21 protein-coding genes are annotated in these 20,643 nt (G+C 32.0%); 6 read left to right on the top strand and 15 right to left on the bottom strand.

What is annotated here, in order from left to right:
- Positions 1 to 798 precede the first annotated feature (798 nt).
- The 7 genes from BM238_RS14085 to BM238_RS14050 all read right to left on the bottom strand — a co-directional run bounded on the left by BM238_RS14085 (position 799) and on the right by BM238_RS14050 (position 7,877).
- Positions 799 to 1,263: a VanZ family protein gene (locus BM238_RS14085; RefSeq protein WP_090082740.1), complete on the bottom strand. Its 465-nt coding sequence runs from the start codon at positions 1,261 to 1,263 to the stop codon at positions 799 to 801.
- Positions 1,264 to 1,557: 294 nt separating this feature from the next.
- Positions 1,558 to 3,048, bottom strand: coding sequence for a BamA/TamA family outer membrane protein (locus BM238_RS14075; protein ID WP_233741995.1), 1,491 nt, complete (start codon positions 3,046 to 3,048; stop codon positions 1,558 to 1,560).
- Between the two features lie 134 nt (positions 3,049 to 3,182).
- Positions 3,183 to 3,971, bottom strand: coding sequence for an SDR family oxidoreductase (locus BM238_RS14070; protein WP_090082731.1), 789 nt, complete (start codon positions 3,969 to 3,971; stop codon positions 3,183 to 3,185).
- A 71-nt stretch (positions 3,972 to 4,042) separates the two neighbouring features.
- Positions 4,043 to 4,873, bottom strand: a complete 831-nt coding sequence (locus BM238_RS14065) for a 5'-nucleotidase, lipoprotein e(P4) family (protein WP_090082727.1) — start codon at positions 4,871 to 4,873, stop codon at positions 4,043 to 4,045.
- A 17-nt stretch (positions 4,874 to 4,890) separates the two neighbouring features.
- Positions 4,891 to 6,123, bottom strand: a complete 1,233-nt coding sequence (locus BM238_RS14060) for a 3-phosphoshikimate 1-carboxyvinyltransferase (RefSeq protein ID WP_090082723.1) — start codon at positions 6,121 to 6,123, stop codon at positions 4,891 to 4,893.
- Positions 6,124 to 6,137: 14 nt separating this feature from the next.
- On the bottom strand, positions 6,138 to 6,464 hold the full coding sequence (locus tag BM238_RS14055; RefSeq protein WP_090082721.1) for a nucleotide pyrophosphohydrolase: 327 nt from the start codon (positions 6,462 to 6,464) through the stop codon (positions 6,138 to 6,140).
- A 3-nt stretch (positions 6,465 to 6,467) separates the two neighbouring features.
- Positions 6,468 to 7,877, bottom strand: a complete 1,410-nt coding sequence (locus tag BM238_RS14050; protein WP_090082716.1) for a hypothetical protein — start codon at positions 7,875 to 7,877, stop codon at positions 6,468 to 6,470.
- A 226-nt stretch (positions 7,878 to 8,103) separates the two neighbouring features.
- Between BM238_RS14050 and BM238_RS14045 the strand changes: the two genes are divergently transcribed.
- The 5 genes from BM238_RS14045 to BM238_RS14020 all read left to right on the top strand — a co-directional run bounded on the left by BM238_RS14045 (position 8,104) and on the right by BM238_RS14020 (position 12,400).
- Positions 8,104 to 8,355: a type B 50S ribosomal protein L31 gene (locus tag BM238_RS14045; protein ID WP_090082822.1), complete on the top strand. Its 252-nt coding sequence runs from the start codon at positions 8,104 to 8,106 to the stop codon at positions 8,353 to 8,355.
- A gap of 211 nt (positions 8,356 to 8,566) precedes the next feature.
- On the top strand, positions 8,567 to 9,727 hold the full coding sequence (locus tag BM238_RS14040) for a GlmU family protein (protein ID WP_090082819.1): 1,161 nt from the start codon (positions 8,567 to 8,569) through the stop codon (positions 9,725 to 9,727).
- A gap of 368 nt (positions 9,728 to 10,095) precedes the next feature.
- Entirely contained in the window at positions 10,096 to 11,442 is a 1,347-nt protein-coding gene (gene trhO / locus BM238_RS14030; RefSeq protein WP_090082709.1) for an oxygen-dependent tRNA uridine(34) hydroxylase TrhO, read from the top strand.
- Positions 11,443 to 12,000, top strand: coding sequence for a 5-formyltetrahydrofolate cyclo-ligase (locus BM238_RS14025; protein WP_090082705.1), 558 nt, complete (start codon positions 11,443 to 11,445; stop codon positions 11,998 to 12,000).
- Between the two features lie 163 nt (positions 12,001 to 12,163).
- Positions 12,164 to 12,400, top strand: coding sequence for a hypothetical protein (locus BM238_RS14020; RefSeq protein ID WP_090082700.1), 237 nt, complete (start codon positions 12,164 to 12,166; stop codon positions 12,398 to 12,400).
- 167 nt (positions 12,401 to 12,567) lie between these two features.
- On the opposite strand, the gene BM238_RS14015 is transcribed toward BM238_RS14020, so the two are convergent.
- Together BM238_RS14015 and BM238_RS14010 are read right to left on the bottom strand one after the other, a co-directional pair.
- A complete protein-coding gene (locus BM238_RS14015) occupies positions 12,568 to 13,149 on the bottom strand; it encodes a hypothetical protein (protein ID WP_090082696.1) in 582 nt (193 codons plus the stop codon).
- Positions 13,133 to 14,275 (bottom strand): hypothetical protein, encoded by a 1,143-nt coding sequence (locus BM238_RS14010; RefSeq protein WP_090082676.1) that lies wholly within the window; start codon positions 14,273 to 14,275, stop codon positions 13,133 to 13,135. Before BM238_RS14010 ends, BM238_RS14015 begins: the two co-directional genes overlap by 17 nt.
- Positions 14,276 to 14,462: 187 nt before the next feature.
- Between BM238_RS14010 and BM238_RS14005 the strand changes: the two genes are divergently transcribed.
- A complete protein-coding gene (locus tag BM238_RS14005) occupies positions 14,463 to 14,804 on the top strand; it encodes a hypothetical protein (protein ID WP_090082674.1) in 342 nt (113 codons plus the stop codon).
- 70 nt (positions 14,805 to 14,874) lie between these two features.
- Here the strand turns inward: BM238_RS14005 and BM238_RS14000 are convergent, their stop codons facing one another.
- From BM238_RS14000 to BM238_RS13975, 6 genes are all read right to left on the bottom strand, one after another.
- Positions 14,875 to 15,633, bottom strand: a complete 759-nt coding sequence (locus BM238_RS14000; RefSeq protein WP_090082671.1) for a TrmH family RNA methyltransferase — start codon at positions 15,631 to 15,633, stop codon at positions 14,875 to 14,877.
- A 6-nt stretch (positions 15,634 to 15,639) separates the two neighbouring features.
- On the bottom strand, positions 15,640 to 17,133 hold the full coding sequence (rmuC, locus tag BM238_RS13995; RefSeq protein ID WP_090082669.1) for a DNA recombination protein RmuC: 1,494 nt from the start codon (positions 17,131 to 17,133) through the stop codon (positions 15,640 to 15,642).
- Positions 17,134 to 17,219: 86 nt separating this feature from the next.
- Complete coding sequence (locus tag BM238_RS13990) at positions 17,220 to 18,548, bottom strand: ammonium transporter (protein WP_090082666.1); 1,329 nt, start codon at positions 18,546 to 18,548, stop codon at positions 17,220 to 17,222.
- 261 nt (positions 18,549 to 18,809) lie between these two features.
- A complete protein-coding gene (locus BM238_RS13985; protein WP_090082662.1) occupies positions 18,810 to 19,478 on the bottom strand; it encodes a beta-carotene 15,15'-monooxygenase in 669 nt (222 codons plus the stop codon).
- Entirely contained in the window at positions 19,471 to 19,965 is a 495-nt protein-coding gene (locus tag BM238_RS13980) for an RNA polymerase sigma factor (protein ID WP_090082659.1), read from the bottom strand. The genes BM238_RS13985 and BM238_RS13980 overlap by 8 nt, the downstream gene beginning before the upstream one ends.
- Positions 19,966 to 20,046: 81 nt before the next feature.
- The gene (locus BM238_RS13975) at positions 20,047 to 20,631 is read right to left on the bottom strand and encodes a ribonuclease HII (protein WP_090082814.1); all 585 of its coding nucleotides are present in this window, start codon (positions 20,629 to 20,631) and stop codon (positions 20,047 to 20,049) included.
- Positions 20,632 to 20,643 lie beyond the last annotated feature (12 nt).

Here is a 20,643-nt window from a genome sequence, read left to right as displayed (position 1 = left end):
AATAATACCAGAAATAATTTAATTATTGCTGATGATAAAAGTAATTTTAAACCGTCATATCAGTATAAATGCAGTAATTAACTTTCGTTTTTGATGTGTTCAATTATTTTCGATAATGTTTAATATTTTTCTTTTGATTACTTTTGGTAAATACCAGAATCCATAGAATAATTATAGTTTAACTTCTATTTTTGTGTTAAGGTTAGTTCGTATAAAATATTATGCAAATATTATCTCTTTAGTAAAATTCTAGTTTAATGCATAGTTTATAGTAAATGATCAACTGGTTAAAATTTTAATAATTGAACAGTACATTATTCATACAAGTTATAAATATTATTGACGGATTTAAGACATTTTATTCAGAGATCTGTTACAAAACTATTCTGTGTTAGATTGTAATTCTTTAAAATTTGATAAAACTAAATTTCGTGATCTTGTCAATATATTCCGGTTTCTTATAAATTATTGTAATTTTGGATTATTCGCGGTAAACGGGATATTTACATTAATGCAATAGTAATGCTGAGCTCAACAAAAATTTAGGCTTGATAAATTTAATATTTCTGATTAAGGTAATATTAACATTAGGGTATTATTTAAAAACAATTATGCAACAATTTTCTATTACATCTAAATTTCATCGCCAACTACAATCGCATCAATTTTCAATAGATTAGTGTAAGATAATTTTATAATCTAATGAGCTATTTAATATTTGAAAATTGCGTATTAATTAAAACAAAGTCTTTACAGAAATTGTGATTTTTAAAAAATAGTAAATTAGAAAAATGATATTTAGTAAGAAGAAACAATATTTCTTTCTTTTTTAGGCAAGTATATTGAAATATTGAACCAGTTAAATTGTGCAGAAGCTTGTAAAAGTCCAAATCCTAAAAGCATTCCGGTAGTATTTAGAATGACATCATCGATATCTGCTGTTCCTCTGCCGGTTATGTACTGTGCAAATTCTACAATACAGATACAAAGTAAAAAACTTAACGATAAAAACTTTATCCTATTTAATTTTTTTAAAATCAAACCTAAGAGACCAAATGGTGAAAAAACAAATACATTACCAACTATATTGATCAGAAAAGCTTGTCTATTGATGTGTGGACCAAAAAAATGAGTAATAGTCTGAAAAGGATGTAACTGTAGAAATCGGAGGTCGGAAGAATGTCTGCCCAATCCGAAAAACATCATGTAAAGTAAAAATAAAGTATAAATAAAAATAGCGGCAGTATAATATCTTCTTATCATTTGTTTTCGTTTATGTGATAAAGGAGAAATATGCCGTATAAAATTATTTTTTTACTTATTAAGCTGCAAGCTAGTAAAATATTTTTCCATCCAGAAGCCGTTTTGGGAGGTTTTAACTTTTTTATATAATCATTAACTTCATATACAATTTCTTTAAGATTATTTATATATTGTCTGAATAGGATAATTTTAAATCTTTTTATCAGCAATAATAATTTCTTATTATTGAAAATACTAAAATCGGAAAATATATTAATTGATGCAAATTATGGAAATAATCGATCAAAAATCAGATTAAAACCGGCTTAAAAGTCCCCAAGAAATTTTGGTGGATTTAAAGTTGAAAGCCTCGCCAAATTGTGATCCATTAGAGATCTGAACGCTCATCAAACCCAGCTGCATAAAAAATTTAAAACCAAATCCTAAACTGTACAACTTGGATTGTGCATTTAAATTAGGATTATTTAAAACTGCATACTGTCCAAAAACGTCAAAAAATGTTTGTGTATTCACTAAATAGCGGTACTCAGCGCCACCAAATGCATAGAAATCAGCAAAAAGTGAATTTTCATTAAAACCGCGCAAAGAATTCCAACCACCAAAACGGAATAATTCATTAGTGTTTAGCTGGTTTTTTGAGTTAATTAGGGAAGATTCGCCGTTCACATTTACGTAATGATTTCCTGTCAAATGAAAATTACTTTCAGCTTTTAAAAAATATTGAATTTGATTGTATTTTTGATCCGTGTAATTGGCTCGTAGATAATCAACGCTTGAGTTTATGTTTGTTTGGTATTGAAAGATTTCGATTTCCGTTGGTCGTGAGTATTGGTAACAAAGTCCAATGCCTTGTTTTGTGTAATCTTTTCCGCCTGTGTAAAGGGAATCCAGAATTGCTGACGTTTCAAACGTGCCGCGAAAGCCTATTTTTTGATTGTTGGAAATATGATAATAAAATCCCGGAACTGCCTTCACCGTGGCAAATGTAGAATCCTGACGGTAGATGTTCACATTTAAATTTAAACCAACTTTTGATTGAAAAAGATAAGGAATATCTGTTCCCAAATTAAATGTTTGTCCACTGTCGGGATTTCGCTGCCAATATAAACCGATTGTTTCAAAACCGTTAAAAACGTTTTTCAAATTTAAATTTAAAGAGCCGTTAAGCGTAAATTTTTCCGTTTTATCATTACCAAAACCTATGATTCCGTCGAAAGTACTGTTAACTTTTTTCTTTAAAAATAGGAAAATTTCTGTTGAATCTTTTTTAAATAATGTTTGCGGTGGCCTTTCTAAAAGTACAAACGGATGATTTTGAAGGCTGTTGTTGATCTTTAGTAAATTTTTATCATCATATATTTTGTGCAGAAAATCTTCTTCCAGATTTTTTACGAATCGTTTTGGAACTTTCGTATAATCTTTCAGGACAAACTTATCAATCGTTCGCTTATTTGAAGTGGCAACTTCCAGATCAATTTGCGGCACTTCATTTTTAAAGCCATTAAATTTTGTCTTAATACGGTTAAAAGAAAAACCTTTATTTCTATAAATTTTATTGATATTTTGTTTTAAAGAATCTAGATTTTTTGTAGTAAAATTTTGCGGCAGTTTTAATTCTTTAGCCAGTGAATCAGAAATGTGAACGTTCGCCTGATTAAAATTCTGCTTTTTGTCAAAATAAATTTCTGTTAAATTTTCTTTTTTAATGACATTCTTGACTTCCGTAAGATAATATGAATTTTGCGAGAGTGAATCTAAAAATTTAACAGCCGAAATAGAATCCAAAACTTCTTTTTTGAGCTTGTTCTGAGTGTCGATAAGAATGTATTTTTTGATCTGCGCTTTAGAAAAAAGGCAGAAAGATAGAAATAAAAAAAAAGCTATTTTCTTCAGCAAATTGTTTATTAAACTAACTTTTTTTAATCTAATTTATTATACTTTTTCATGAGTTTCTCATAGAAATTCTGCGAAAGGATCCATTTTAGAGGAATACCAATTTTTTGCCCGAATTTCCCAAAATAATAATGTGCTTTCCATTTATTTTTTTCTAAAAGTTTTTCAACAAATTCCGCAACTTCAATCGGCTCGGTTCCGTCTTTTACATGCCCGTTCATATGATCATAAACTTTTGTAAAAACATCTTTGTAAGCCTCGGAAACATTAGTTTTTAACCTGTTTTCTGCAATATTTGTTTTTATGTCGCCTAAATGTAAACTGCAGACTTCAATATTCCAGGGATAAACTTCATATCGAATTGCTTCTGTTACTTTATCTAAAGCCGATTTTGATGCAGAATAAAAACCTCGGAACGGCAAACCCATTTCCGATCCAATACTTGAAATATTAATAATTTTCCCTTTTTTATTTTCCCTCATATTTGGCAAAACTGCGCTCATCATCATCACAGAACCTGATAAATTTAAACTAAATAACTTTAAAATATCTTCCTGAGTCGTATCTTCCACGGGACCAACCATTCCCATTCCCGCATTGTTTATTAATAGATCGATTGATTTATTTTCCTTTAAAATTTCAAAAATGGTAGAATCAATAGATTCTTTTTTAGTAACGTCAACTGAAATTGATTGAAAAAACTGACTTTCGCTTAAAGTTCTACTCAAACCAAAAACCTGATGTCCTTTTTTACCAAAGTATTCTGCTATCGCGAAACCAATCCCTGCTGAACTTCCCGTAATTATTATTGTCATTTATTTAAAGTAAAAAGTAAAAAGTAAAAAGTAAAAAGTAAAAAGTTTTCTTAATAAAATCTAAAATCTAATTAATAGCCACGTAAATTATCTAAAATTACTTTATCTTTTTCTGTTGGCGTCAGCTGATAATTGTATCCTGGCAAAGCTGGTTCCCAATCACCATAACCTGAATTTGGCAACATTATGAAGCGTTTTCCAAACTGATTAGAATTTTGATCAACTAAATCGTTTCGCTCAGTTTGCGGTTTTTTATTGAATATTTTTGAAAAATCAGCTAGATTATCACCAAGATAAAGGATCACGTCATAATTTTTTAAAACATCTAAACGTCTCGCTTCCTTATCTGACGTTGTCGTTTTTGTCATTAAATGTGCTTCGTCAGCAAAAGGAAATCCTAAATTTTGAAGGTTTTTTAAAGTTCCGATTCTGTCATTTTCATCGCGATTTGTAATGTAAAAAACCGTTACGTTTTTAGACGAGGCGTAATTAAATAGATTAAGCGAGCCAGGATAAGCTTTTGCTTCTGCTTTCGCCGTCCAGTTTTTCCAGGTTTTCGGGTCGTAATCTTTTCCATTTTCTGCTTCACTGACAGCATAAGGCGAATTATCAAAAAAGGTTTCGTCTGTATCAGTGATGATTGCTAATGGTTTGGATGATTCATTTTTTAAATTTTCATCAATACGCAATTGAGCCAGATTATAGGCCTGATAACACAAAGCTCGAAACTCCCCTGAGTTTTGTTGCCAAAGCGCGGAATAAACTTTTCCGTTAAGTGAAATATTATTTAGTTTTTGACTTGAACTTACGCTTGTGTTTTCCGGCAAAGTATTGATTGAAACTTTACAGGATGTTAAAAAAAGAGTTAAAAATGCGAACGAAAATATTTTTAAAGATTTCATAATTTAATAAATAAAGATTAATTTGTATCCGTGATTGCGTCAAAATCTTCCCAAAATTGAGTATAAGATTTTTCAACCACTTCCGGATTTTCTATCGTTATGGATTTTACCAAAGCAAACGGCGCAAAACTCATCGCCATTCTGTGATCGTTGTAAGTTTTAATGGAAATGTTTTCTGTTGTTTCAAAAAATTCAACAGATTTTATTTCAGTATCGGTAATTTCTGTGCGACATCCAATTTTTAATAACTCATTTTTTAAAGCTTCTAAACGATCGGTTTCTTTCACTTTTAAAGTTGCCAAGCCTGTTAAATGAAACGGAATTTTCAGCGCAGTAGCCGTAACACAAATTGTTTGTGCGATATCTGGCGCGTCATTTAAATTTAAATTAATTTCTTTCGGATGTGGAAAGTAATAGATTGGCATTAGGGAAATTAAATGTTCACCGCTTTCACAAATGGTATTGATACCGAAATATTTGCAATAAATTGTCTGCAAAACCGAATCGCCCTGAATTGAAGTTGATTTGAAATTTTGAAGGTTTATGATCCTTTTACCAATCGCTGCCAATGAATAGAAATATGAGGCAGAAGACCAGTCACTTTCTACCGTGAAACGTTCATTTGAAATAAAGTGTTCTTTTGTCGAAAGTGGTTTTACCGTGATCAACTGATCAGAAATTTGACATTCAATACCCAATTCTTTTAAGATTTTTCTCGTCATTTCCAGATAAGGGCGCGAAGTAATTTCACCTTCCAGATTGATTCTGATGCCATTTTCTAGTTTTGCACCAATCAACATTAATGAAGTAATGAACTGGCTGGAAACATTTGCGCTAATGGAAACAGAATTTTTCACAATTTTTTTTCCGGTAATTTGTAAAGGAGGAAATCCTTCATTTTCCAGATATTCTATTTCTGCACCTAAACTTCGCAAAGCAGAAACCAGATCTTTTATAGGTCTTTGTTTCATCCGATCTGAACCTGTCAAAACAGTGGTTTTCCCTTCTTTTATCGCTAAATAAGAAGTTAAAAAACGCATTGCAGTTCCTGCGTGGTGAATATCAATAGTTTCGGAATCGCTTTCCAAGGCTTTCTGCAAAAGTTGCGTATCCTGAGAATTTGAAAGATTGTGAATTTTAAAGTGTAAAAAAATATGATTTAAAATTAATAAACGATTCGAAATACTTTTCGAACCGCTGATTTTTATAGTTTTGTTTTCTTTTAAAATTCTTTTTTGAAGAGTAAGCATTGAGAGAAATTCGGTTATTTTAGTTTTTTATTATTTTGATGTCTTTCAAAATCGCGTTCAGTTTTTACTTTCATTTTTTTATCAAAAGCTTCCTGTAAATTAACGCCGGTTTGATTGGCTAAACATAAGGTCACAAATAAAACATCTGCTAATTCCTCGCCTAAATCTTTATTTTTATCAGATTCTTTTTCAGATTGTTCACCATATCTTCTTGCGATAATTCGCGCAACTTCGCCGGTTTCTTCGGTTAAAATTGCCATATTCGTGAGTTCATTATAATAACGGACGCCAACAGTTTTTATCCAGTTATCAACCTCTTTTTGAAGATTTGTGATTTCCATTTTCTATTGATAAGCACCCAAAGTTGGATTTGTAGTTCTGGCTAATTTTTGAATATCTAAAGGAACCGAAATCGCCGCAGCTGCATTTCCTTTGCTGCGAACCGGCGAATCTGTTTTTACCCTTAAATTTAATTTTTGAGTAAAATAATTCTGAAATTTTGGATCTTGATTTTGTAGCGAATTTACAATACTGGCGTTTCCTGTAAAAGCAAAACCAGAACTTGCCGCGTCTTTAAATTTTAATAACGAATTTAAAATATTATAAGAAAAAGTTTGTCCGGAAATCGGTTTAAAAAATACAGAACTATTTCCATCACCATACAAAATAGAGTTTCTAATATTTAAAGTTAAAGCGCCATTTTGATTTCCCCCAGCAGGATTTTGAAATTCATTCGTAGCAGAAAGTGAATAAAACGGTAATGATCCGGAATCAAAATTTTTGTAGCCAGCTAAAGTTGAATGCGTAATGTTATAAATGCCGCCTTTAAAAATCCCGAAATCTGCCTGTCCGCAATTGTTCATGACAAGATTTTCGGCTGTAATGTTAGAATTTACGGCGTAAATACCGTAATCTAAAAACGTATGAATTATTGAATTTTTTATTACCGCGGTATTATTATTAAAAGTCAACCCGGAATTTCCGCCAAAAACTTTTCCGTAATTCATATTCAATTTTGCCTGGTCAAGGAAATTGATAGTGTTCCAGTTGACCGGAATCGTGTCATATTTTGTATCACTTCTGTCGCCACGGAAAGTCACTTCTGAGTTTAGATCTCCATTTACATTTAAAGTTGAATTTTTAGAAATCGTCAAACCACTGTTTTTGTGAAAGTAAACTTTTGCGCCCTTTTCGATATTTAAAGTTTTTCCTTCAGCTAAAGTTAAATTTCCAAATATCACTTTCACTTTATCATTTGTCCAGGTTGTATTATCTGTTAAGATATTTGGATTATTTTTATTTTGAATGAAATATTGTGCGTCCTGAACTACAGAAAATAAAGTCACATGCTGTTTTCTAGCTGGCGATTCTATCTGAATTCTGTCTTCTGCAATTGCTTCCGGTGCATTTGCCACAGGTGCAATTTCTACAAATACATAAAGACTGTCTTTCTTTCGCAATGGTACATTTGTAAAATTAGTACCCGGTTTTCCGTCAACATTTATTCTATATAAAGATCCGGCGCCGCTTTCTAAATATATTCTCGGTATCTTAATATCTTTATCTTCGTTATTATAAATTTTTACGGCATAAGTTTCAGATCTTGCCTGCGCAAAAACCGTATCGCAAAAAACAGTATCGGTTGAAAAACTTAAACTTTGGCTTGCGGAATCAAAAGTTAAATCATCTCTGTTACAAGAGATTACAAGAAGTGAAAGCCAAAAACCCAAGGCAATTATTACTTTATATTTCATTACTAATTATATGATCTCAAATTTAATTAAAATAGTTGAATACAGAAGTGAAAAAATACAAAACAACACTTTGCAGATTAAATATTATTTCTTATTTTTGCCATCTAAAATTTTACCAAAGAAACAGCCATTACTGTTCTTAAGAAAAGTTTAAATAAAAATTAATAAAATTCTTGTGAAATCGCTTTTAGATTTTATAAGTCAAAAAAACAATAAAAATTTTCTTATGAAAAAAGATATCCACCCAACTAACTACAGACTTGTTGCTTTTAAAGATATGAGTAATGAAGAGATGTTTATCTGTAAATCTACAGCAGATACTAAAGACACTATCGAATTTGAAGGAACTGAGTATCCTTTGGTAAAAATGGAGATTTCTTCTTCTTCTCACCCTTTCTATACAGGAAAAACTAAATTAGTTGATACGGCAGGTCGTGTTGATAAATTCATGAACAAATACAAAAAATTCGCGAAATAATTTTCCGATTTTTACAATACAAAAAAGTCTTTCATTTTTAATGGAAGACTTTTTTTGGTTTAGAGTAAAGATGAAAGAGCCAAAAATCAAGAATTAAAAAGGAAATTTCTTTGTATTTTTGTAATGAAGATAAGTGTTTTTAGAAATTTAATATTTTTAAAACCTATCAACTATCAACTATCAACTATCAACTATGAACTATCAACTGACTATGCAACTCGTTTTCTCTGATGCTCAATATTGGGAAGAATTTCTTCCGCTTACTTTCACAAAGCCAACTGCAGAAATGCGATGCGGAATTCTTACGTTTTCTGAAAGATGGCAAAAACTGTTAGATTCTTCCGAAGTTTCATTTATTACAGAAGATTATTTACAGGAAAAATTTAAAAAACCTGAAAGTGTAGAATCTTTATTTTTAGTTCCCAATTTTCTACCGAGCGAAACTGTTTTAAATCAGATCAAAGAATTGAAACTTGGTGAAGCATTGGTTTACGAAGATGAACTTTTAGCCGTAAGAATAAATATGACTGATTTTTCTCTGAGACAAATTGAGAAAATGACAGACATTACTGAAGAATTGGTTTTCTTTAAAAATACGACTGACCTTTTTTCTTTAAATGAAAAAGCCATCAACTTTGATTTTGAATTGTTGACTAAAAATAAACAGTCTCAAAAATTATCTTCAACCAATGGATTTTTAGGAAATGAAAAAGATCTTTTTATAGAAGAAGGTGCGGAAATAGAATTTGCAACAATAAATTGCAAAACCGGAAAAATCTACATCGGGAAAAATGCCGAAATCATGGAAGGTTCCAATGTTCGCGGACCTTTATCTTTAGGCGAAAGTTCAAAGATAAATATGGGCGCAAAAATTTATGGTGCGACAACGATTGGTCCACAATGTAAAGTGGGCGGCGAAGTGAATAACATCATCATTTTTGGCTTTACTAATAAAGGACATGAAGGTTTTGTCGGAAATTCTGTGATTGGAGAATGGTGTAATATCGGCGCAGACACGAATTCCAGTAATTTGAAAAATAATTACGCGGAAGTAAAATTGTGGAATTATAAAGAAAAAAAGTTCAAAAATACAGGTTTGCAATTTTGTGGTTTAATTATGGGCGATCATTCAAAAGCCGCAATTAACACGCAGTTTAACACCGGAACAGTTGTTGGCGTTGGTGCGAATATTTTTAAAAGTGGTTTTCCACCAAATTTAATAGACAGTTTTTCTTGGGGCGGAATGAAAGGTGATGAAAAATTTAATTTATCAAAAGCCTATGAAGTGGCAGAAAAAGCGATGGACAGACGGAAATTGCCTTTAACGGAAATTGATAAAGATATTTTGAAGTTTGTTTATGAGAATTATTAAATAAAATTATTGTTTGTCATTCTGAACGAAACAAAGTGAAGTGAAGAATCTCTTTCGCTGTCGAGATTCTTCCTTCGTCAGAATGACAAAAAAAACATTTCTTAGTTTAAAATTAACCTTATTCTTTGCGGAAATTGCAGCCTGACTTGAGTGGAAATCCTTTTTGCCTGCGGAAAATTTTCTATTAAAAAAACAATTTCGAAGCAAAAAGATTGGGAACGGAAGGCGGAAAAGCTGCCATAAAAAAATATCAAATAAGGTTTCATCGCAGTCAAATGTCTGCCCAAAAAAATTATAAAAAATTATCTTCAAATCTGAATTCCTTATCTTTGCCCAAAAATATTTTTCTCACTTAAAACGTTGATAGCATGCAACTGTATAACAAATTAAGCGCGGAAGAAAGAGCGATTCTTATTGATGAAGCCGGAAAACAGCGGCTCACTTTGTCTTTCTATGCGTACGCCAAAATCTCTGATCCCAAAAAATTTCGCGACGAATTATTTATTGCCTGGAATGCACTCGATGCTCTTGGCAGAATTTATGTGGCCAACGAAGGCATCAACGCGCAAATGAGTATTCCCGCAGAAAATTTGGAAGAATTTCGGGAAACTTTGGAAGTTTATGATTTTATGAAAAATATTCGTTTAAATGTTGCAGTGGAGCAAGATGATCATTCTTTTTTGAAATTGACTATAAAAGTGCGCCATAAAATTGTTGCCGATGGTTTGAATGACGAGACTTTTGATGTGACCGATAAGGGAATTCATTTAAAAGCGCAGGAATTTAATGAATTATTAGAAAACACAAACACGATTGTGGTTGATTTTAGAAATCATTATGAAAGTGAAGTCGGTCATTTTGAAGGCGCTATTACGCCGGATGTGGAAACTTTTCGGGAAAGTTTGCCAATTATTAATGAACAACTAAAGGATTTTAAGGAAGATAAAAACCTTTTGATGTATTGCACCGGCGGAATCCGTTGTGAAAAAGCGAGTGCGTATTTTAAACATCAGGGTTTTAAAAACGTGTATCAATTGGAAGGCGGAATTATCGAATATACGCGCCAGATAAAAGAGGAAAATATTGAAAGTAAATTCATTGGGAAAAATTTCGTTTTTGACCAGAGATTAGGTGAGAGAATTACAGAAGATATCGTTTCTCAATGCCATCAATGTGGGAAACCTTGCGATAATCACACGAATTGTGCGAATGATGCTTGTCATTTATTGTTTATTCAATGTGACGATTGTAAAGCAGTGATGGAAAATTGCTGTTCTTCGGAATGTCTGGAAATTATTCATTTGCCAGTTGATGAACAGATTAAATTGCGCCGTGGAAAAGAGGTTGGAAATAAAGTTTTTAGAAAAGGAAAATCTGAATCTTTGTTGTTTAAAAACTCGGGTGATCTGCCGCAAAAGCCTTTAGCAAAAACAGAACCTGCAACTGTTCGTAAAAAGATTGAAAAAGTTTTAGTTGGAAAAGCAGAACATTATTACACGAAATCAAAAATTGCACAGTTTTTAATTGCAAATGCTGAACTTTCAGTTGGTGATAAAGTATTGATTTCCGGACCGACAACTGGCGAACAGGAATTAGTAATTTCTCAACTATTTGTGAATGGAAATTATTGCGAAACTGCAAAAGTTGGTGATCAAATTACTTTTGAAATTCCTTTTAGAATAAGGCTTTCGGATAAATTATATAAAATTTTGTAAGTGAAAAAAATCGATTTAAGAAAATTGTATCAGGAAAAACGAAATGCTCTTTCAGACATGGATATTTCACTTCTTTCTGATAAGATTTTTGAAAATTTTATTAAAGAATTCAAACCTGTTGCTGGTCATAAAGTTCATGTTTTTATGTCCTTAAAAAAGTTTAATGAAATTCAAACAGATTTATTTATTGAAAAACTTTGGAAAATAAAAGCCAAAGTATATGTTCCAAAAGTTGTTTTCGATAAAATGAAAAGTGTTGAAATTAATGACAAAACAGTTTTCACTAAAAACAAATGGGATATCTTGGAGCCTATAAAACCATCAACAAAAGAAGTAGATTTTGATTTTGTAATAACACCTCTTTTATATTGCGATAAAAACGGTAATAGAATAGGTTATGGCAAAGGTTTTTACGATAGATTTTTTAAAGAAATCAATTCAGACGCTATAAAAATTGGCGTAAATTATTTTGATACCAAAGAAAATGTTTCTGATTTTAATGAAAAAGATGTCAAATTAGATGTGTTAATTACTCCAAAGCAAATATTTAAATTTTGATTAACGCTTTGAAAATCAATGATATTAAATTGTAAAATAGCTTTACAAAGCTCTTACAAGTAATTTTCTGTCATTTGTTGTGAGACCATCTTATATTTGCTCTGTAATTATTGAGATAAATAATTCACATAACAATATAATTAACTTTTAAAATTTTACCATTATGAAAAAATCATTATTCGTAGCTGCTATTGCTGCTATCTCTCTTGTAGCTTGTAAAAAAACTGATAACGTAGAAACTACTGCTGTTGATTCAGTTGAAGCAAACGCTGATTCAGCTGTTGCAGCAATTGATTCTACTAAAACTGCTGTAGTTGATTCTGTAAAAGCTACTGCTGATTCTGCAAAAACTGAGGTTAAAGCTGACGAGAAAGCAACTAAAGAAGCTATCAAAAAATAATTAGATCTCAAATCTAATTTAAAACAAAACCCGCTGAATTGCGGGTTTTGTTTGTTTTAAACCAATAAGTATTTGCGAGAACAAAATTATATCTCTCAAATTTTACTGTATATTATTTGTTAGAATTGCGGCAAATCAATCTTAAACGGAGTTTATTGAAAATATTTCTATTTGGTTTTACCCACTGAAATACTATCCTTTGGCGACGGAATATCGAAACTAACGAAGTAAAATTTGAATTCTTTTTTAAATTTTATAGGATAGGCTTTCAAAATATACTGCGTATTTTTATTAAAAATTCCAATCGATCTTTTGTCTTTGTCGAAATATTCTACGTCAAATTTTGCAAAGTCTAAAGTGTCATTATTTTTCATTTCTTTCCGAACTTCAATATTGCCAACCTTTGCAGACTTAACTTTCAAACTGTCAAGTTGTCGAAAAATTGGTTTCAGTTTTTGGGAGTCCTGCACTAAAAAGTAATTGTTAATTTGCGAATATATTATTGAATCTATTTCTGTATCGCGGTTTCCTGAGGTATAAAGTGTAGAAAGATCAAATAATTCCTGAATTTTTTGCTTTGTAATTGAGGAAATTGCCTGCGCACTATCCATTTTTGTAACTGGATAGCTAATTTTATTATTATTTTTTCGCAATGTATCTAAATCACTTATGGAAGAATTTTCTTTTTTACAGGAAAAAAGTAGTAATCCGAGTATAAATGCGAAAAATATATTATTTAAGGATTTCATCTTTGGCTATTTTAAATTTAATCATTTCTATTTTTCCTTGTGTATTTGTTTGTGTTTCAATTACTTCAAGTTTTTCCAGTGATGTTGAAGGTAAAGTAACGAAGTTGATGTAGCGTTGCTTATTCATAGTTTCTACGCCATAGGTTTCATTGTCGTAAACCTGATAAATAAGGGCATTGTCGCTTATCAAATAATTTAAACTTTCTCTTTTCTTTTTTAAATCTTTGATTGATTTAGAATAATAAAAAAGCATCCACGCATAATCATTTGGCTTTAATTCGATGTTTTCAGCTTCAGGCGCGGATTCTAAATTACGCTGTATGGTATCAGTTCTGTAGTAAGGAGAAGAAACTACCATTGTTAGAGATTTTGATTTTGTTGTATAAACAAAAGGCTCGTTCGGTTTTGCTACATATATAATAGGTGATTCGTCAGATTTTAAGATCTGTACCTGCAACTCAGCACTTATTTTTGAATTACGATCGGCGTCAATAAAGCTGTAATAATATTTTTTACTAAAAATTTCATCTTTAAAGCTTAAAAAGCCAACTGTCAAAAGTAGTAGGGCAGAAATTGAAAGCCATAAATATTTCTTCACAAAGGATTTCCTACTTTCCTTGGTGTCAGAAAGATTTTCTATTGTAATTTTGCTGTCATTTGATTGATTTTCAACGTTTTTGTTTTGTAAGTCTAAACTTTTCGGATCTGAAATAATTTTCTCTTCTCCAGTGTTTTCAGTTCCATTGATTGTTGTTAAAATCTCATTGCCTTGTTGTAAATCAGTTACATTTAATATTTCGCTCTCTTCGCTTTCACTCAATATTTCATCGCTAAATAAATGTTTCTTTTTAAAGCCATACCAAGTATCATAACCTGCGTAAATACTAAGGATATTTAGCATATCTATCCGTGGTAATTTGTTTACAGGAGAACTTTTAAAGTAAGTATAGAATGATTTTTCGCTAATATTCCCTTTGGCCAACTTTCGAAGGTCTTCCTGGAAGTAGATGATGTCAATTCCTTTCCATTTTGAAATTTCATCAAAGGAAGGTGAGTGATTTTCTATGTATTTGGCCTGAACTTCAGATTTCAGTTGCTCAAAATGTAATAAATCTAAATCTGTCAAAATAAGAAAATACGGTTAAAGTTTTGATTGTCAGTTACTAAAAATTGTAAAACTGTTTTACAAAGATAATACAATTAATTTGCTAATGGAAATTTTTTAGCGACTCTATCTTTGTCTTGTCGAAATGATGTAACAGTCAGTTTCGCAAATCAATTTAACAAAGTAAAACAATTTAATTTAATTTATTATGAAAAAATCATTATTCGTAGCTGCTATCGCTGCTATCTCTTTAGTTGCTTGTAAAAAAACTGAAACTGTTGAAACAGCTAACGCTACAGATTCTACTGCTGCTGCAATGTCTGATTCTTCTGCAATGGTATCTGATTCTGCTGCTGCTGTAGTTGATTCTGCTGCTTCTGTAACTATGGATGCTGCTAAAGATGCTGCTTCTGCTACAACTGCTGCTGGAGCTGATGCTGCTAAAGAAGCTGCTAAAGGTGCTGGTGAAGCTGCTAAGGGAGCTGCTGATGCTGCTAAAGGTGCTGCTGCTGACGCTAACAAAGCTGTTAAAGACGCTGTGAAAAAATAATTTATCCTCAAGATAATTTGAAACCCACTTTCGAGTGGGTTTTTTTATGTTCAAAATTTAAAAGAGAAATTTACTTCTTTTGTCGAAGTATCTCATAACAGGAGATGGCCACTGCGTTACTAAGATTTAAAGAATCGATGCTCCCGGACATTGGAATAATAATATTTTCGCCTTTATTCGTCCAAAAATCTGAAAGACCGCTGTGTTCGGTGCCAAAAATAAGGGCACTTTTTAATTTAAGATCCTTTTTTGAAATTTCTTCTGCGCTATTGTGCATATTAGTTGTAAGGATCTGAAAGCTGCTTTTCTTCAAAAAGTTTAATGTTTCATCATTGCCGCTTTGAAAAATAGTCATTCCAAATAAACAACCGACACTGGATCTGATCACATTAGGATTATAAATATCAACTTTTGGATCTGTGATAATTAAAGCTTCAATGCCGAATGCTTCGCAACTTCGTATTATTGCGCCCAGATTTCCCGGTTTCTCAACACTTTCGATAACAATTACAGAGGCATTTTTTGATGGTTGAAATTCTGTTAAATTATTTTCTTTAGAATTATAAATACCGATAATGCCTTCAGAGCTTCCACGATATGCGACTTTTTCATAAATGTTTTCTGAAATACTTTCATATTTTAAAGGAAGTTGACCAGAAAATATAGATTCGCAAATAAAATAATTTACTGGTTCAAAATTATACCTGCCAGCGCGTTCATTTTCCTGGATTCCTTCTACGGTAAAAACTTTTTCTTTTTTCCGAAATCTATTATCTGTCAGAAGTTTGGTCAGATACTTTACTTTTTCGTTTTGCAAACTTTCAATCATTATATCCTAAGTTAAAGTTTCCGATTGATCAATTAGACTTTGTGGAAGCTCTTTTTTATTTTTAATTCCTAAATTTTTCAACTTTTGTGTTTGCGTTATCAGATTGTCATTTCCGGTATGAAGTTGTTTGAAAGCAGTTTCGTAAACAGATTTCGCCTGATCAATATTTTTACCAACTTTTTCCAGATTTTCTAAAAAACCGACAAATTTATCGTACAGTTTAGCGCCGCGATCTGCTATTTCTGTTGCGTTTTTATTTTGATATTCGCGCTTCCAAAGATCGGAAACTAATTTTAATGACGTTATTAAATTACTTGGGTTTAACAGCAAAATTCTTTTTTCATAAGCAAAATTCCAAAGATTTGGATCAGCCTGCATCGCAGCAATATAAGCGGGTTCACTTGGAATGAACATCATCACAAAATCAAGTGATTTATCATAATCGTCATAAGCTTTTTCACTAAGTTGTTTAATGTGATTTTTTATGGAATCTAAATGTTGTTTAATTTTTATTTGATAAAGATCTGTATCATTTTCATCAACCAATTCTACAAAAGCCGTGAGAGAAACTTTAGAATCAATAATTACATTTCGTTCATCAGGATATTTAACAACCGCATCCGGACGCATTTTTTTACCGGAAAACTCTGAAAAAAGTGCTTTATTATCTTCGTCGCGAAGCTCATGTTCCAGAAAATATTCCCGGCCTTTTACCAAGCCTGATTTTTCTAAAATACTTTCCAAAATCATTTCGCCCCAATTTCCCTGCGTTTTACTTTCACCTTTCAAAGCGCGCGTAAGTTTTTTCGCATCTTCGGAAATCTGCTGATTTAGCAAAGCCAATTCTTTCACTTTGTCAGCTAATGAGAAGCGTTCTTTGCTTTCCTTATCATAGGTTTCATTGACCTGATTTTTTAGTTCAAGGATTTTTTCATTAAATGGATCTAAAATTAATTTTAATTTATCAGCATTTAAAGTGGTGAATTTTTCAGTTTTTTCTTCTAAAATCGTATTCGCTAAGTTTTTAAATTCCGATTTTGCAATTTCCTGAATTTTAGTAATTTCTTCTTTCTGTGTTTTTAACGATTCGTTTAAACTTTCGTTGGTCGCTTTTAACTCAGAATTTTTTGAAAAAACCAGTTTATTTTCTTCTGTTAATTCATCTAGTTTAGAAGTTTGTTTTTGATAAATTATTTTATTTTCATCAAATTGATATTTTAAGGACGAATATTCCGCATTGATTTTAGATGAATTTTCTTTTAAAAATGAAATTTCTGAAAGGTAAGATCTCGTAATTTCTTTTTCCTCACTTAAATAATTTTTCAACTCATCAATTTTATCCTCGGAATTTTGAAAATCCGATTTTAGTTTAATAAAACTACTGTTTATCTCATCGAAGCTTTTTCTTGAAACTGAAGAAGATTTAACGAAAAAATACAGAATTATTGCGCCGAGAATTCCGCCACCAAAGAAGCCGACGATTAAATAGGTGATCTCCATTTTTCAAAATTACAAAAAAGATAATTATTTTCCTGTTGGAATAATGAGCAATTATTTAAAGAGATTAATAGACTTTGTTTTGTATTTTATTGTGAACTATAAAGGGATTCGCCATGTTGGGATTTGTCTAAACCTTCCATTTCGTAGTCTTCTGTTACACGAAGTGGCGTAATTAAATTTGTAATAAAAAGTAAAAAGTAGGAACCAAAAAATGTGAAAACAGATATTCCGGCAATGGCAACAAGATGCTTAAAAAATAAAGATGTTTCGCCGAAAATTAATCCAGGTTCAACAACAGCAGAATTAATATGCGGATTTGCAAAAACGCCTGTTAAGATCATGCCGACAATACCGCCAACGCCGTGGCAGGGAAAAACGTCCAAAGTATCATCAACATTGGTTTTTGCTCTTAAATCCACTACCCAACTACTTACTGATACCGCGATAATTCCAATTACCAAAGAATGCGCTGTTGAAACGTATCCTGCTGCAGGCGTAATTGCCACCAATCCAACGACAGATCCAATGCAAACGCCCATCGCCGATATTTTTTTGCCTTTAATTTTCTCAATAAATCCCCAGGAAATTGCCGCGGCTGCCGAAGCAACAGTGGTATTTACAAAAGCCTGAACAGCGATCGGGCCACTGCTGAACGCTGAACCTGCATTAAAGCCAAACCAACCAAACCAAAGTAGCGCAGTTCCTAAAATCACATAAGTGATACGGCTGGGATTATGAACCGGATTTTTTCTTTTTTTCAAAAAAATCGCGCCAGCTAAGGCGGCCCAACCAGCGCTCATATGAACAACAGCACCACCAGCAAAATCTAAAATGCCATATTTAAAAAGAATTCCATCTGGATGCCAAACGGCGTGAGCAAGAGGTGCATAAATGAAAAGCGAGAATAAGATGATAAAAAGCAAATAGCCCCAAAAGCGTATTCTTTCTGCAAACGCACCGGAAATTAAAGCCGGAGTAATTATTGCAAATTTCATCTGAAAAACAGCAAATAAAGCGAGTGGGATTGTTGGCGCTAAAGACCATGCCGTTTGTGTGCCCACATTTTTAAAAAAAATAAATTCAAGGGGATTTCCTATAAAGCCGCCAAAGGATTTCCCAAATGACAAACTAAATCCAATAATCACCCAAATAACGGAAATAACGCCCATTGCAATAAAACTTTGGAGAATGGTGCTGATCACATTTTTTTTCTGAACCATGCCGCCATAAAAGAAACCTAGACCAGGAGTCATAATCAAAACCATGGCTGATGCAACGAGCATCCAGGAAATGTCGGCACTGTTGAAAGCTGGGATTTTATCAGGAGAAATTATAGTATCGGGGAAAATATTTTGAGAAAATATGCCTAAAATCAGAACTATAAAGAGAGTTGCAGATAAAATGTATTTTCTCATATTTTTATTAATTATTAGCAAAAATATGAAAAAAACTCAATTGACCTTAAGAAATAAATGGGTTATTATAAAAAGTTATACTTATTTAAAATAAATTGTAGATAAAATAGGGGGTGTTGTGCGAATTGAATTTTAATAGAAGCTGACTTTTTAGCCCCGATTGAACGGCCTGTTTGAGCTCTTTTTATTTTTTTTATTTAAAAAAAAGAAAAAAGCGAGTAGTGAAAGCGGGAAATAGCTTCTGAAAAAAAATAATTCTAATTATTCACTATCAATTTTTTGCAATTCGGAGAGATTACGACCTAACCGCCGCATAATGATGCCGTAAACAATTTTGTAATATATCCAGATGAGTCCCACGGCTAAAAGCGTGGTCAAAGTTAAGCCTATAAGGAAAGCGATAAGTGTTGGATGAGAAAGTGATATATTTTGCGTTGTAAAAATATTAAATATAAAAACAGTTGAAACTACCATAAATAATATAAGAAGCGCAATATTTGTAAAAATAAAAGCGTTGACCGTTTTTCTAAATTTGACGATCTGGAGAATTAAAAGTTTGAGATTATCCTGTATTTTTATTTTTTTGTAATTAAGATAAAATTGTACGACGAAATAAGCGGTTATGATCAAACTCACAATTTTTAGTCCTATATATAAGTGCGAAAAACTTTGCTGGAGTTCGGAGGTTGGTGTAACACCTAATTTCTTTAAAATATTTAAAAAACTGCTGTCATTTTCTGCTTTAAAGATATAAAAAATGCTAAGGCCGAAAAATATTAAAAATTCTACGGCGGAGATGTAGAAAATGTATTTCACATAATTGCGTGATTTTTTGTGCAACATCTGAGAAATTTCAGAGGGCGCATATTTTGACTGCGAATCCTGTTGTTGCCAGGATTTTTTTAGATCGTCAAGATTAAAATCAGACATTTTTTTCCATTAATTCTTTTAAAACTTTTTTCAGGCGGTTCATTTTGACTCTTGCATTTACTTCTGAAATACCCAAATTTTCTGCGATGTCTTTGTAGGGTAGATCATCCAGATACATTGTGACGATGGCGCGTTCTATTTTTGGTAATAATTTTATGTTTTTGTAGAGTAACGATATTTGTTGCTGCTGCTCGTCATCATCTTCTAAAATTTTTCCCTGGTGAAATTCCTGCAACTCGTCAGTTTCCGGTGATTTTTTCTTTTTTCTAAAAATTGTTATTGCCGTGTTTAGGGCGACGCGGTACATCCAGGTTGAAATTTTGGACTGTCCTTTAAATGTGTCGTGACTTCGCCATAATTGTAACACAATTTCCTGAAAAAGATCTTCTTCGTCTTCTAAAGTATTCGTGTAGAGTCGGGAAACCTTGATGATCAAACCTTGGTTCTCATCAATGAGTTTTGAAAAATCCCGTTCTTTTTGAGTCAATTGTAAATTTTGAAGTGACGAAGATAACGAAAGGCAAATTAAATTTTACTTTTTTATTTAAATGATTTTGCAATAAAAAGCTTAATCATAATTTAAGCGGAAGGATTGGCGGTGGTGAATAGTAGGGCCATATTGTTTTAATGCTTCCCTATGAACTTTAGTGGCGTAACCCATGTTCTTACTCCAACCATATTGTGGAAAATCATTGTGCAGTTCGATCATTAGTTGGTCCCTGTAATTTTTTGCCAAGATTGAGGCGGCTGCGATGCTTAAATATTTACTATCACCTTTTATAATGCATTCGTGAGGAATGTTTTTGTAAGGATAAAATTTATTTCCATCGATAATAATGAAATCGGGCTCTTTTTGCAGTTGATCCAGAGCGTTGTGCATGGCAAAAATACTGGCGTTTAGAATATTTTTTTCGTCAATAATTTCTCTTGATACTTCAGCAATTGAATATGCCAAACAGTTGTCCTTTATATATACATCCAATTCCAATCTTTTCTTGGATTTTAATAATTTTGAGTCTTTAACAGAATTTTGCATAAAGTTTTTTGGCAAAATAACTGCTGCTGCAACGACCGGACCACACAAACAGCCGCGTCCAACTTCATCACAACCTGCTTCAAACAACATAGAACTGTGATTTATTAATAAATTCATAATATTTGCTCT

Origin of the sequence: Halpernia frigidisoli (assembly GCF_900113805.1) — a bacterium.
GTDB classification, from domain to species: Bacteria; Bacteroidota; Bacteroidia; order Flavobacteriales; family Weeksellaceae; genus Halpernia; species Halpernia frigidisoli.
Note: the sequence above shows the minus strand (reverse complement) of the source record. Positions and strands in the feature narration are given on the sequence as shown.